The following is a 13,006-nucleotide window of genomic DNA, read 5'->3' as shown; positions in this document are numbered from 1 at the left end:
CCTTGCCCGGTCACGATCCCCCGACGGGCCCGATGACATCGCGCCCTCAGCCCTCGACGAGCGCCGCGAGCCGATCGATCGAGGCGCGCAGGGTCCCGGCGGTCGTGGACCGCGCCCGCTGGATGCGCGCCTCCGGGCCGTGCAGATCGGTCCAGTCGTAGGTGTGCGTGACCAGCGTCGAGCCGTTGTCGAGGGGTTCCAGCTCCCAGCGCCAGAGCTGGCCGAACGTCGGCCCGTCGATCTCGCCGGGCTTCCAGGCGATCCGTCGGCCCTCCTCGAGCTCGACGACGTGGTTGGCGCGCTCGGCGCCCTTGGTCAGGGTCATCACGAACACGTCCCCCACGGCGGTCACCCGCTGACCGGGAGCCGCACTGCCGAGGTTCTCGTTGCCGTCCCAGCGGGGCTGCTCAGCAGGGTCGGCGATGAGCTCGAAGAGGGTCGCGGCCGGTGCGGCGATCTCTCGCGAGGCCCGCACGATCCGCACGTCGGATTCGCTCATGCTCATGTCATCTCCTCGGGGACGGCGGTGTCGTCGAAGACATCGATGGATCCCGCATAGTTGGCTACCCAGACGCGGCGCTGCGTGGGCTCGTAGGTGATCCCGATCGGGTTCTGGCCCACCTCGACCGTCTGGATCTCCTCCATGGTCGTGGTGTCGAACTTCGAGACCGTGTTCGCGTAGTAGTTCACCACATACAGGGCGAGACCGTCCGGCGAGATCGTCATCGAGCGCGGCTCCCGACCGGTCTCCGCCTCCCGCAGCACCCGGCCGGTGGCGGTGTCCAGCTCCAGCAGCCGGTCGGAACCGGACTCGGTGAGGTACATGCGGCTGGCATCCGGGGAGAGCACGAGGTGGCGCGGTTTGCGACCGGTCTCGAGCACCAGCTCGCTCTCGCCGGTGTGCAGGTCCACCTTGTACAGCTCGTCAGCGAACATCGCGGTCACATAGGCGGTGCGGTTGTCCGGCAGCACCACCGAGCCGCGGGGCGCTGCGTCGACCGGGATCTGCCGAACCTCCTCCCCTGCCGCGAGGTCCACGACGGAGACGCTCGAATCGCACCAGTTGGAGACCAGGGCGGTGCTGCCGTCGGGCGAGAGCGAGATGAACTTGGGGACCCGCCCCACCTCGATGACCTGGTCCCACTGCGCGCTAGCCAGATCCAGGCGGAACACGGCCGAGGTGCCGATCTCGTCGCCCGCGGCGCAGTCATCGGTGGCCGGCGCGCCGGACCCGGGGCCCGTGAGCGAGTACTGCGAGACGTACGCATGGGCGCCGTCGGGCGAGAACACCGCCTCGACCGGGGCGCCGTGCGTGGCGCCGGCCCGTTCCTCGATCCCGTAGTCGGCGAGGTCGATCTCGTCGGAGACCGTCGCGGTCCGCTCGAGGGAGGAGGCGTCGTACAGCGTCGAGCTGTGGCTGTACATCATGTTGTTCGCGATCACCGTCCCGCCGGGACCGGCGACGACGGACTTCGGGGTGATGTCCCCGGTGATGCGGGCGCGGTCGTCCAACCGCGTGGTGTTGGACGGCTCCCCCGGCGGCGCGACCGGCTGCGCGGCGCCCTCCGGTGCCGCGATGCCCGAGGTCGGGGCGAAGACGTGGGTCAGCAGGCCCGCGACCATCCCGGTGGACATGATGAGCGCCATGATCGCCATCGCGACCATGAACTGCTCATGCGGCCGCCCTGGACGCAGCGACTTCCTGAGGTGCCTTGCCTGCACGCCGATCCCCCTCAGCCGGTTGCCATGAACCTAGGCCGGGCGCGGCACGGGGGCAGGGAGCCGACGGACTGCGGCGTGTCGCACGCGCGCCGCGTGTCGCACGCACGGTCAGAGAGCGGGACGGCCCTGCAGAGCCAGCTCGCGGTACGCGATCTCGTAGCCGAGCTTCTCGTTGATCCCGATCATCCACGGGTTCACGTGCGAGTTCCAGGTGACCACCGCCCGCAGCCCGGGCGCTCGTTCGCGGAGCAGCCGATGGGTGGCGACCTTCAGCGCGAGACCGAGCCGGCGCCCTCGATGCTCGGGCATGACCAGGGTGTTCTCCTGGAAGGCGAGCGTCGTGCCGGGCTCCTTCTGGAGGTGCACCTCGGAGTTGCCGACGAAGCTGCCGTCGGGCGCGATCGCGACGGCGATGATCGCCTGCTTGCCCGCGTCCCGCCTCCGTCGCTCGTTCGCGCGGATCCGCTCGGGGGTGTACTCCGCCGGCTCGTGCTCGACGTCCTCGTCGGGCTCATCGAGCTCGATCTGGCGCAGCAGCGTGCCGTAGTCCGCCAGGTGCTCCTCGGGGACCTCGTCGAACCAGACCTCGACGCGATGGTCGCCGACCCTCTCCTCGGCCTCGTCCTGCAGGGACGTCAGCAGGGACTCCTCGAGGGGAAGGGGCAGGACGCGGCACACTGCGAGGTTCCTGCGCTCGATGCCCAGGCGACGGGCGAGCCGATGCACCGGCAGCGTCGGATCGTCGGGGTCGCCGCTGGCCGGGATCTCCCCGTAGGACTCGACCAGAGCGCGGCCCGAGGCACGGATCGCCGGGATCAGCGCCTCCTCGACGAGCGCCGTCCCGATGCCGTGGCCGCGGAAGTCGGGATGGACGGCGGCATGCGCACCGATCGTCTCGAGGTTCTCCTCCTGCGCGAGGAACACCGCTGCACTGCCGACGATCACCTCGCCGCCCTCGAACGGTTCGGCGACGGCCACCCAGCGTCGGCTGCGATAGTACGGCGAGTCCGTGAGCGCAGCGCGCCACTGCTCGAGCGTGCAGACCTCGTGGCCGCCGTAGAGGGCCTCGTCCATCGCGACGTCGAGCGCGGCGTACTGGGCGATATCGGCGTCGGAGGCCGCGTCCAAGGGCCGGATCGAGAAGTGCATGGACGCAGTGCACCACACCGGGTTCCGGCAGGTCGACAGATTATTCCGTCGCCTGTTCCGTCACGAGTTCCTTCACCTGTCCCATCGGCCGCTTGACCCTTCCCCTGGGACAATCCGGACGGTGGCCATGGCCGGGATCGTCCCGGTGCCCGGGGAACCGGGCGAGGCACGACGGAGGAACGCATGTCCCACGAGCAGACGGGTCCGGGCCTGCTGAGCATCGGCGAACTCGCCGCCGCGAGCGGCCTGAGCCCCAAGGCACTGAGGATGTACGCCGAGTCGGGGCTGCTCGCGCCACGGCGCGTGGACCCCTTCACCGGCTACCGCTCCTACGGGGCCGACCAGATCGAGCGGGCGCGGCTGATCGCTGCCCTGCGGGGCCTGGGGATGGGGCTCGCCCGCATCGCCGTGCTCTGCGATCTCGACGCCGACGCCGCTGCTGCGGAGCTGCGCTCCTGGTGGCGTCAGGAGGAGGCCGACGTCCTCTCCCGCCGCGCCGACGTCCGGGCCCTCGCCCAGGACCTCGGGGAACTCCCCCAGGAGGACAGCTCCATGACCGACTCCCCTCACACCGGGCCGCCGCTGCAGGTCGCCACGGCCATCCATCGCGGGCTCACCCGCCCCACCCAGCAGGACGCCGTGCTCCGTCGTACGCTGCCGGACGGCACCCAGCTGCTCGCCCTGGCGGACGGCTTCGGGGCCGACGACGACCTCTCCTCCCGAGTGCTCGACGCCTTCGCCGGGGCGCTCGGAGACGACCCGTCGGCCGATGCCCCGGCGGCTCTGGAAGCCGCCTGGGCCGCTGCGGAGGCGTCGGTGCCGACGGAGGGTTCGGACGGCACCACGCTCACCGCGACGCTGATCCATGCCCACCGCCTGCACATCGCGCACATCGGGGACACCCGGGTCACGCTCGTGCGGGGCGGGCGGATCGATCACCTCACGCAGGACCACACCCGTCTGCGTTCGTTGGTCGAGGCGGGGCGGCTCTCGGCCGACGAGGTCGCCGCGCATCCCGATCGCGCCGTGCTCAACCGCGCACTCGCCGCCGGCGCCCCGACCGCCCCGGACCTGCTCATCCGTCGGCTCGACCCCGGGGACCTGGTGGTCCTGATGACCGACGGTCTGCACGCCGCGGTCGATCCGTCGGCCCTCGCCGAGGCGCTGACGGAGCAGTCTGATGGTCTCGAGGCCCTGGCAGACCGCCTGGTGGCGCTGGCGCTCGATGCTGGCGGTCCGGACAACATCGGCGTCGCCCTCGCGCGGGTCTGACTCACGCGGTCAGCGGTCAGCGGTCAGCGGAGTGAGGCTCGCGGAGTGAAGCCGGCGCTCAGCGAGCGACGCGGAGCATCCGGATGACTCCGACGCCCACCACGCTCACCAGGATGGCGGCGCTGATCCCGATCACGACCCCTCCGCCGCCGAGCAGCACCGTCCAGGCGATGCCGAGGTAGATCCCCTGCATCGCCCACAGCGCCCAGACCATCAGCCGCTCCCCCTCGCGGTAGATGGCCTGGGCGTTGTGCTCAGTGATGATGACTGGATAGTTGAGGATCTGCGGCTTGGCGGAGAGCACGGCGAGACCGACCGAGACCAGCAGCATCACGGCGGCGAGCACCAGGATCGACCACTTGGGGCCCCAGCCGTCCGCCGTGCCGCTCAGATCGAAGTGGGTGGGGATCGTCTCCGGGAGTCCGGCGTAGGCGATGAGGATCCAGATGGTGATCGCGAGGGCGGCGAGGAGCGCCGTGACCCGCAGGGTCGCCGTGATCGGCCCGGTCGCGGGCGTGCGGGCCGGGCGTTCGGAGGTCGGAAGCATCGTGCTCATCGTGGCCCCACGTTATCGGCGACGGCGTCTCGCCAGGGCCTACCTTGGTCGAGGATCCCGTCGTGACCTGTGTGATCGGGTGAGCCCACTGCCGGGCTCGGTCGCTGCGCCCTCCTCCTTCTCGTGCCGCAGGGCGTCCCCGAGATAGGGCAGGGCGAATTCGACCAGACCCCTGCCGGCCGGCCGGATCAGCTCGTCGTCGATCAGCCGCTCGCGATAGGTGGACTGATTGCGCGGATCGATGCCCATCCGTTCGGCGATGTCCCCGACATTCGAGGGCCCCTCGTCCTGGAGCATCGCGTGGAGGTACTCGCGCTTGCGGCTGCTGAGCCCGCGCAGCGACGGCCCGTGCACGTTCTTGATCATCGCGGCGATCACTCCGGAGCTGCCCCCGCGCACGTCCTCGAGCTCGATGGTGTCCGCGTCGCCGCTGTTCTGCCAGGCCTTGGAGCCGATGAGCTGGATCAGGTACGGGTATCCCTTCGAGATCTCCCCGGCGAGCACGGCCGCCTCGGGGGCGATCGTCTTCGAGGTATCGGCGATGGTCATACGGATCGCCTCGGCCGCAGTGCCCACGTCCACGCTGCCCACCTCGATCCGGTGCGCCCGGCGCAGGAAGGTGGTCCTCTCGTGGTCCAGCAGGGCGTCGATCCCGGGCCGCACGCCGGCAGCGATGAACGCGACGGCGTGGCCCGATCCGATGAGGTCCTGCACATGCTGGGTGAGGGCGTGGAGCTCGTCGCGGTCCACGGACTGCAGCTCATCGAGGGTGATCAGCAGGCCGCCGCCGTCCTGATCCGTGAGCTCGGCCAACCGGTCCAGCACTGTCGTGATCGTCTCCCCCTCCCCCTCGTAGCGGTCCACGACATCCCGGGACGCACCGACGCCGGAGACCCGCGCGGAGGTGAGCCGCGACGTCTCCGCGTCAGGATCCAGCTCCCGCAGACGTGCGATCGCCATGCTCCGCAATTCGTCCACCAGGGAGGACGACGAGGTGTGGACCCGCAGATCCGTCCACCCCGCCTCCAGTGCGAGCTCCGTGAACTCGGTCAGCAGCACCGTCTTCCCGGAGCCACGTGCCCCGGAGATCAGGATCGCGCGCGCCTCGGGCACGTTGCCGGCGAGGGCTGCGGTGAAGTCCTCGATCGCCACGGCCCGGCCCGCCAGGATCATCGGGGTCAGGCCGAAGCCCGGGGTGAAGGGGTTCGCGCCGTGGGCAGTCATCGTGTGTCCCGTCGGGTCGGGTGCGGTGAGGTCGGCGTCGACCACGGCGCCGGCGACGGCGACGCGCAGTCGGTCAGTAGATCGGTCGGTCGGGCCGACGCCTTCATCGTGCACCGAAGATTGTGCCGCGTATGCGTCTGTGTGTACAGAAGCGAGTGTGGAGGGCACACCCTTGCCGCCAGTCCACCGCTGCCACTGCCATTTCCGCTGCGGCTGCCGCTGCCGCAACTCCAGCGCACATTTGTCCTCACATCTCACCGAGCAGGTCGGGGGTCGACATTCCACGTCAGAAAAAGCCTGAGCGATCCGGGCACCCCCGTCAACCCTCTTCGGCACATAGGGGACGACCTATCCTCCACAGCGATCGGTTATCAACATTTCCGACGAGGTCTTGATTGTGAGATCGGGGCACTGAGTCGTCAGTGCCACCAACGGGCACACTGCCAGCGCCCTGAGAAAGTGCATGCCATTGCGGCATTCCGGCGGATCCACCACGCGCAGAACTGCCCCACAGAACCGCGTCGGACCGGGCGCAGCGCTCACCTCACACCACCCACTGGTCGACCTCTCCTCCACAGGTTCCGGTTATCCACACATCTATCCCCGTCCGGGGATAACCCAGCCCCTCGGAGGGACTCTCGAGCAACCTTTCCTCCCCATGGGTGGGTTGTCCACATATTCATCCCCATTGCGTCGGTGCTCTTTCGGTGGCGGTGTTCTCGACATAAAATGGGGGGAGTTATCGGCGTTGAGGTCGATACTCCTGGCGCTGAGGATGCGCGTGTGGGTCACGGGGTTGGGTGTGTGGGAGGAGGGGTCACGGTGGGGGAAGAGTTCGAGCGTGAAGAGCAGCGTCCCGATGAAGAGCAGCGTCCCGACATAGCAGGCAGGAGTGTGTTCGGTCCGCTCGGCACTCCGGTCACGCCTCCGCGTCCGGCTGCCATCGACGCGTCCGCTCCCCGGTCTGCTGGCAGTCCCGGCCCGGATGACGCCACCGAACCGGATACTGCTGTTGTTTCGGGGCCGGATGAGGCTCCGGTGGAGGGGATGGTTCCGCAGATCGAGGCGTGGCCGGTGCTGGCCCGTCGGGAGCTCACACCGGACTGGATCATCGAATCCAGTGCCGCAGAGCCCGGCAGCGAGCAGGCACTGCGGGCGTGTCAGATGGTCTGTGTAAGCCGTACCGAGAGGAACGGTAAGAATCATGACCATGACCAACGAGAAGCAGCAGCCGGGCGGTGAGCCGTCGGGCCAGGATTTGGTCGAGCAGTTGAAGGCCTCCGGACAGCTCGATGCACTGTTCGCGCAGATCGACGCGGGCAAGGTCGAGCTGACCGGCGACAGCGGGTTCGTGCCCGCGCTGGTCAAGGCCGCGCTCGAGCGAGGTCTGCAGGCCGAGCTGACCAGCCATCTGGGCTATGAGAAGGGCTCCGAGGACGCGGCGAAGCACGCCAACTCCCGTAACGGCACGACGCCAAAGAAGGTCGAGTCCGAGGTCGGGCCGATCGAGCTGGACGTGCCCCGCGACCGGGGAGGCTCGTTCACCCCGCGCCTGGTCCCCAAGGGGCAGCGCCGTCTGGGCGGGCTCGATGACATGATCATCAGCCTCTATGCCGGCGGGATGACGATCCGCGATATCCAGCACCATCTGGCCTCCACAATCGGCACGGACCTGTCCCACGAGACGATCAGCAACATCACTGACGCCGTCTCCGAGGAGGTCCTGGCCTGGCAGTCCCGGCCGCTGGAGGAGTTCTACCCGGTGATGTATCTCGACGCGATCCGGATCAAGATCCGAGAGAACAGCCAGGTCATCAACCGAGCTGCCTATATCGCCGTCGGTGTGGACCTGGACGGGATCAAGCACGTGCTGGGAATCTGGGTCCAGGACACCGAGGGATCGGCGTTCTGGGCCCACGTCTGCGCGGACCTCGCCAACCGGGGCATTCGGGACGTGCTGATCGTCTGCTGCGACGGCCTCAAGGGTCTTCCAGAGGCGATCGAGGCGACGTGGCCGGAATCGATGGTCCAAACCTGCGTGGTCCACCTGATCAGGGCCGCGATGCGGTTCGTGGCCTACCAGGACCGCAAGAAGGTCGCCAAGGCGTTGAAGCCGGTCTACACGGCCCCGAGCGAGGACGTCGCCCGCAAGGCGCTGGCTGATTTCGAGGCCTCTGAGTTGGGGCAGAAGTACCCATCTGCGGCTGCGACCTGGGCGGCCTCGTGGGAGAGGTTCATTCCGTTCCTGCAGTTCCCGCCGATGCTCCGCAAGGTCATCTACACGACGAACAGCATCGAGTCGCTGAACTTCCAGCTGCGGAAGGTCACCAAGAACCGCGGGCACTTCCCGACCACGGAAGCGGCCGTGAAGTTGCTCTGGCTGGCGATCTGCAACATCGAAGACAAGCGCGCCGCCGAGCGCGAGAAGGACCGTGGCAAGCCCGCCGGCCAAAGGAAGGCCCAGGGCCGACTCGTCGAGGGCCAGGTCGTCACCAACTGGAAACAAGCCCTCGCGCAGCTCGCAGCGGCCTATCCCGAACGGATCACCCCCTACCTGTGAACACCCCGCTTACACAGACAAGTTGACAGGCCCGGCACTGCGGGTGCTCGCGCTGCATGACACCCTGCGCGAACGCGCGATCCTCTACGCCCACCAGCACGAACTGCTGGCCTCGTTCCTCACCCGCGACCCCGATACCGAGGGCTGTATCGATTCCGCGGACATCACCGCCGTGAAGGTCGCGGTCGGGCTGCGTGTCTCCACGCATCGCGCGGAATGCTTGGTCCGGGACGCGCACCGCGCCGTGAGACTCATGCCCGCCACGTTCACTGTGCTCCTGGCCGGGGATCTGCCCGAGGAGTTCCATCAGCATCTGCTGCGCAAGGTCCGTGCCCTGACCGAGGAACAGACCCGGGTGGTCGATGAGCATGTCGCCTCCTGGGACCTGGCCTCGATCTCCAGGGACCAGTTCGGTCGCCACCTCAACACCCTGGTCGCGATGGTCACCGCCGGCACGGTCCCCACGCCCCCGCGCATGCAGCGCCGGATCGACCTCGATGTCCACGGCCCCGCCGCGGGACTGGCCACCCTGTCGGTGACCGGACCGATCCTGGAGATCAAGGACCTCGCCCACCGCCTGGACACCTGCGCCCACACCCTCCAAGCAGCCCAGCGCCACGCCCTCGACCACGGTGACGAGGAGATCCCGTTCGACCTCGACGGGACCCTGCACACCCTGGGCAGGCCCCTGTCACTGGCCGCTCTGCGCTACGCGGTCCTCACCCACTCGCTGCTGGACATGGACCCGGTGCCCGCCCCGAAAACGTCCTACACCCTCCTGGTCACCGTCCCCGCGCTGACCCTGCTGGGAGTGTCCAATGCTCCCGGGATGCTCGAAGGCATGATCCCGGTCCCCGCCGACCAGGCGCGAGCCCTCGCCGCGGGACAGGCGGTATGGCAGCGGATCCTCACCGACCCCACCACCGGTGCCTACCTCCCGGTAGCTGCAGAGACATATACGCCGACCAAGCAGATGCGGCTCCAACTGCGTCTGCGCCACCCGGTCTGCGCCGCGCCCGGCTGCACCCGCCCCACCGTGCTCGCCGCGGAAGACGACCACATCGAGGAATACCACCACGCTCAACCCGCGCTCGGCGGCCCCACCACGCTGGACAACCTCCACCGCCTGTGCTGGCTGCACCACCAGATCAAAACCGACGGCCACATCGACCCCGAACGCCCCACGACCAGCGATGACCCCGAGATCACTCCCCCGCCACTCGGCCTGATCCCCGAACACCATCCCACCGTGTTCCCACCGCTGGAGACCCAATGGGTGATCGACGCGGAGATCCGTGCCCGCACCCGCGAGGACACCGACCTGCTCACCCCCTTCCTCGCCCGCGCACTGGACCACGCCTGGACCACCCACCTCCGCGCCCACGACGACGCCCTCCGCACCGCCACCACCGAAGCCGCACGTCCCCGCCACGACCGGATCATCGAACAACGCCAACAGATCCACACCCGCCGACCCCGCACCCGCCGACACCCGAAATACCCCGACCCCACCCCCGACCACTACAACAACCCACCCCCATTCTGAGCACAGCTCTGCGTGCCGTGCCTGGGCCGTGCCGTCGTGCCGCGCCGTCGTGCCGCGCCGTGCCGCGCACTGTGCTGCGCGTCGCCGTGCCGCACTCCACATCGAGAATCGATCTAGGCACTGGCCTCGAGTGCCGCACGGGAGCACGAACTACCGCCTGGCCTCCGGCTTCACCGCACAGTTGATTACTACTCGGGAACTTCCGTCGGCACCACGCCATGCCGGAATCGGTGCGGAGGGGCCGAACCCGTCCGTACCCTGGCAGAATCGCCACATGTCGACGCCGCTTCCTCACCCCACCGGGCCTCGTTCGTTCCCGACGCTCCTCTCCCCGTTGGACCTGGGCCGCTTCGAGGTGCGAAACCGGATCGTCATGGGCTCGATGCACGTGGGGCTCGAGGACAAAGCGTCGGACGCGACGAAGCTCGCCGCCTACCTCGGCGAGCGCGCACGCGGCGGCGTCGGCCTGATCGTCACCGGTGGCTTCTCCCCCGATCGCACCGGACGCCTCACCCCGCGCGGCGCACAGGCCGACGAACACACCCTGCGGGGGCACGAGGTCATCACCCGCGAGGTCCACGAGGCCGACGGGCGGATCCTGCTCCAGCTGCTCCACGCCGGCCGCTATGCCTTCCACCCGCTGGCTGCCTCGTCCCGCCGCGGGAAGTCACCGCTGTCCCCCTTCCGTTCCCGCCGGCTCACCCGCCGGGGAGTCACCCGCACCATCGAGCACTTCGCCGAGGCCTCCCGTCTCGCGATCGAGGCGGGCTACGACGGCGTCGAGATCATGGGCTCCGAGGGCTACCTCCTGAACCAGTTCCTCGCCCCGGCCACCAACCGTCGCCGGGATCGCTGGGGCCGCGGCGCCGAGGGCCGTCGGGCGCTGCCGCTCGCGATCGCCGGTGCCGTACGCGAAGCGATCGGCGAGGATGCCCTGCTCAGCTACCGGATCTCGCTGTTGGACCTCGTGCCTGACGGACAGACCTGGGCGGAAACCGCTACGCTCGCTCGCGGCCTCACCGAGAAGGGCGTGGACGTGCTGTCCACCGGGATCGGCTGGCACGAGTCCCGAGTGCCCACGATCGTCACCTCCGTGCCTCGCGCGGCCTGGACCGAGCAGACCTCCCGCCTGCGCGAACTCGTCGACGTTCCCGTCGTCGCCTCGAACCGCATCCATGACCCGTCCGTCGCGGAGCAGATCCTCGCGGACGGGCAGGCCGACCTGATCTCCATGGCACGTCCCCTGCTGGCCGACCCGCACCTGCCCGCGAAGCTCGCCGACGGCCGCGCTGCGCAGGTCGTCGCGTGCATCTCCTGCAACCAGGCCTGCCTGGACAAGGTGTTCGACGGCAAGCGGGCCAGCTGCCTGGTCAACCCCCGCGCCGGGCACGAGACCGAACTGGTGCTGACCCCGGTGACGCAGCGCCGTGCCCGGAAGGTCGCCGTCGTCGGTGCCGGGCCCGCCGGGCTCGAGGCCGCCCTGGCCTCCGCCGAGCGCGGGCACGTCGTCACCCTCTACGAGGCCACCGGTGAGATCGGCGGGCAGCTGCGCCTGGCCGCCCGCATCCCCGGCAAGGAGGACTACGCCCAGGCCCTGCAGTCCTGGCGGATGCGACTGGCCGCGGCCGGCGTGGGCATCCGGTTGAACACTCGCCCCGAGGCGAGGGACCTGCTCGGATTCCACGACGTCATCCTCGCCACCGGCGTCACGCCGCGGGTCATCGAGCTCCCGGCCGACGGCGGACCCGAGGTCATCAGCTACGCGGACCTGCTCGAGGGGCGCGCCGAGGCCGGCGAGCGGGTCGCGATCATCGGGGCCGGCGGCATCGGCGTCGACGTCGCCGAGTACCTGACCGCTCCCCGTCCCTCCCCGACCCTCGACACCGCTGCCTGGAAGACCCACTGGGGCGTGGTCGATGCTGATCAGCAGCGCGGTGGCGTCGCCACGCGTCCCGCGCAGGTGGCCGACGACGGCCGTCTCGCCCGCGAGGTCCACCTGCTGCAGCGCAAGGAGACCCGGATCGGCGCCGGGCTGGGCCGTACCACCGGCTGGGTGCATCGTGCCGAGCTACGCCACGCCGGAGTCCAGCAGCATCGCGGCGTCACCTATCACCACGTCGACGCCGATGGCCTGCACCTCACGGAGGACGAGCAGGAGACGGTGCTCGACGTGGACACGATCGTGGTCTGTGCCGGGCAGGTCAGCGTGCGGGACCTGGCCGACGAGATCCAGGAGGTGCGTCGCGGGCGGCTCCCCCGCGTGCACGTGATCGGTGGGGCCGACGTCGCCGCGGAACTGGATGCCGAGCGAGCCATGCGTCAGGCCGTGGAGGTCGCCGCAGGGCTGTGAGCCCGCAGAGCTCGAGCCCGCAACCGCAACCGCGACCGCACAGCCCGCAACCGCACCCGCATCCATGACCAGCGCCGTCGATTCGGCGGACCCCTGGACACGATGCCTGCGGTCCGGGAGGATCCTTCGGCATGAGCTCACCAGCAGAGTCCGACCTGCTCGCCCGCACTGTCGATCTGGCCACGGCGAACGTTGCCGCCGGGGGCGGACCGTTCGGCGCGATCGTGGCCACGGCCGACGGGCGTCTCGTCGAAGGGGTCAACCTGGTCAGCGCGATGCACGATCCCACCGCGCATGCCGAGGTGCAGGCGATCCGTGCCGCGTGCGCGGAGTTGGAGGCCGTCGAACTGCCTGGCGCGGTGCTCTTCGCGAGCTGCGAGCCGTGCCCGATGTGCCTGGCCACGGCGCTGTGGGCGCGCATCGACCGGGTGGTGTTCGCCGCCGGGCGGGGCGATGCGGCCCGGGCGGGGTTCGACGACGCCGCGTTCTACGAATACTTCGAGCGTCCCGGCCGCCACGCGCTGCTCCCCACGGAGCAGTTCCGCCATGCCGAGGCCGTCGCCCCCTTCGAGGCCTGGCGCGCCCACGAGGGGCGCACCGCATACTGAGCACGAGCACTGACCCGAA

General features: G+C 69.6%; 11 protein-coding genes. 6 read left to right on the top strand and 5 right to left on the bottom strand.

All coding sequences use genetic code 11. From position 1 onward, the window contains the following. Positions 1-46: 46 nt before the first annotated feature. The 3 genes from CIK81_RS05670 to CIK81_RS05660 all read right to left on the bottom strand — a co-directional run bounded on the left by CIK81_RS05670 (position 47) and on the right by CIK81_RS05660 (position 2,871). Complete coding sequence (locus tag CIK81_RS05670) at positions 47-505, bottom strand: SRPBCC family protein (protein WP_199586296.1); 459 nt, start codon at positions 503-505, stop codon at positions 47-49. Beyond that, complete coding sequence (locus CIK81_RS05665; protein WP_241964003.1) at positions 502-1,665, bottom strand: YncE family protein; 1,164 nt, start codon at positions 1,663-1,665, stop codon at positions 502-504. Before CIK81_RS05665 ends, CIK81_RS05670 begins: the two co-directional genes overlap by 4 nt. A 165-nt stretch (positions 1,666-1,830) precedes the next feature. After that, the gene (locus tag CIK81_RS05660) at positions 1,831-2,871 is read right to left on the bottom strand and encodes a GNAT family N-acetyltransferase (protein WP_114355495.1); all 1,041 of its coding nucleotides are present in this window, start codon (positions 2,869-2,871) and stop codon (positions 1,831-1,833) included. 183 nt (positions 2,872-3,054) lie between these two features. On the opposite strand from CIK81_RS05660, the gene CIK81_RS05655 reads away from it, so the two are divergent. Then, a complete protein-coding gene (locus CIK81_RS05655) occupies positions 3,055-4,143 on the top strand; it encodes a MerR family transcriptional regulator (protein ID WP_114305849.1) in 1,089 nt (362 codons plus the stop codon). Between the two features lie 58 nt (positions 4,144-4,201). Here CIK81_RS05655 and CIK81_RS05650 read toward each other — a convergent pair whose 3' ends face one another. Both CIK81_RS05650 and CIK81_RS05645 read right to left on the bottom strand, forming a co-directional pair. Then, positions 4,202-4,690, bottom strand: a complete 489-nt coding sequence (locus tag CIK81_RS05650; protein ID WP_241964001.1) for a DUF1648 domain-containing protein — start codon at positions 4,688-4,690, stop codon at positions 4,202-4,204. Between the two features lie 48 nt (positions 4,691-4,738). Next, positions 4,739-6,037 carry an ATP-binding protein gene (locus CIK81_RS05645; RefSeq protein WP_241964000.1) on the bottom strand — a complete coding sequence of 433 codons (1,299 nt, stop codon included), beginning with the start codon at positions 6,035-6,037 and terminating at the stop codon, positions 4,739-4,741. A 708-nt stretch (positions 6,038-6,745) separates the two neighbouring features. On the opposite strand from CIK81_RS05645, the gene CIK81_RS17995 reads away from it, so the two are divergent. From CIK81_RS17995 to CIK81_RS05625, 5 genes are all read left to right on the top strand, one after another. Further along, positions 6,746-7,165, top strand: coding sequence for a hypothetical protein (locus CIK81_RS17995; RefSeq protein ID WP_147272343.1), 420 nt, complete (start codon positions 6,746-6,748; stop codon positions 7,163-7,165). After that, complete coding sequence (locus tag CIK81_RS05640) at positions 7,134-8,483, top strand: IS256 family transposase (RefSeq protein WP_096166685.1); 1,350 nt, start codon at positions 7,134-7,136, stop codon at positions 8,481-8,483. The genes CIK81_RS17995 and CIK81_RS05640 overlap by 32 nt, the downstream gene beginning before the upstream one ends. Positions 8,484-8,505: 22 nt before the next feature. Next, positions 8,506-10,029, top strand: a complete 1,524-nt coding sequence (locus CIK81_RS05635; protein ID WP_147272342.1) for an HNH endonuclease signature motif containing protein — start codon at positions 8,506-8,508, stop codon at positions 10,027-10,029. A gap of 274 nt (positions 10,030-10,303) precedes the next feature. Continuing rightward, positions 10,304-12,379: an FAD-dependent oxidoreductase gene (locus CIK81_RS05630; protein ID WP_114355493.1), complete on the top strand. Its 2,076-nt coding sequence runs from the start codon at positions 10,304-10,306 to the stop codon at positions 12,377-12,379. A 131-nt stretch (positions 12,380-12,510) separates the two neighbouring features. After that, positions 12,511-12,987, top strand: a complete 477-nt coding sequence (locus CIK81_RS05625; RefSeq protein ID WP_096196531.1) for a nucleoside deaminase — start codon at positions 12,511-12,513, stop codon at positions 12,985-12,987. The last annotated feature ends 19 nt before the right edge of the window (positions 12,988-13,006 follow it).

The organism is Brachybacterium sp. JB7 (assembly GCF_003335205.1).
GTDB lineage: Bacteria > Actinomycetota > Actinomycetes > Actinomycetales > Dermabacteraceae > Brachybacterium > Brachybacterium alimentarium.
The sequence above is the reverse complement of the archived record's forward strand: the minus strand, read 5'-3'. Positions and strand labels throughout refer to the sequence as shown.

Bases quoted from the DNA above. Each gene is read 5' to 3' on its own strand.
- CIK81_RS05650 (WP_241964001.1), bottom strand. From the start codon at position 4,690: ATGCTTCCGACCTCCGAACGCCCGGCCCGCACGCCCGCGACCGGGCCG.
- CIK81_RS05630 (WP_114355493.1), top strand. From the start codon at position 10,304: ATGTCGACGCCGCTTCCTCACCCCACCGGGCCTCGTTCGTTCCCGACG.
- CIK81_RS05640 (WP_096166685.1), top strand. From the start codon at position 7,134: ATGACCAACGAGAAGCAGCAGCCGGGCGGTGAGCCGTCGGGCCAGGAT.
- CIK81_RS05625 (WP_096196531.1), top strand. From the start codon at position 12,511: ATGAGCTCACCAGCAGAGTCCGACCTGCTCGCCCGCACTGTCGATCTG.
- CIK81_RS05660 (WP_114355495.1), bottom strand. From the start codon at position 2,871: ATGCACTTCTCGATCCGGCCCTTGGACGCGGCCTCCGACGCCGATATC.
- CIK81_RS05665 (WP_241964003.1), bottom strand. From the start codon at position 1,665: ATGGTCGCGATGGCGATCATGGCGCTCATCATGTCCACCGGGATGGTC.
- CIK81_RS05670 (WP_199586296.1), bottom strand. From the start codon at position 505: ATGAGCATGAGCGAATCCGACGTGCGGATCGTGCGGGCCTCGCGAGAG.
- CIK81_RS05655 (WP_114305849.1), top strand. From the start codon at position 3,055: ATGTCCCACGAGCAGACGGGTCCGGGCCTGCTGAGCATCGGCGAACTC.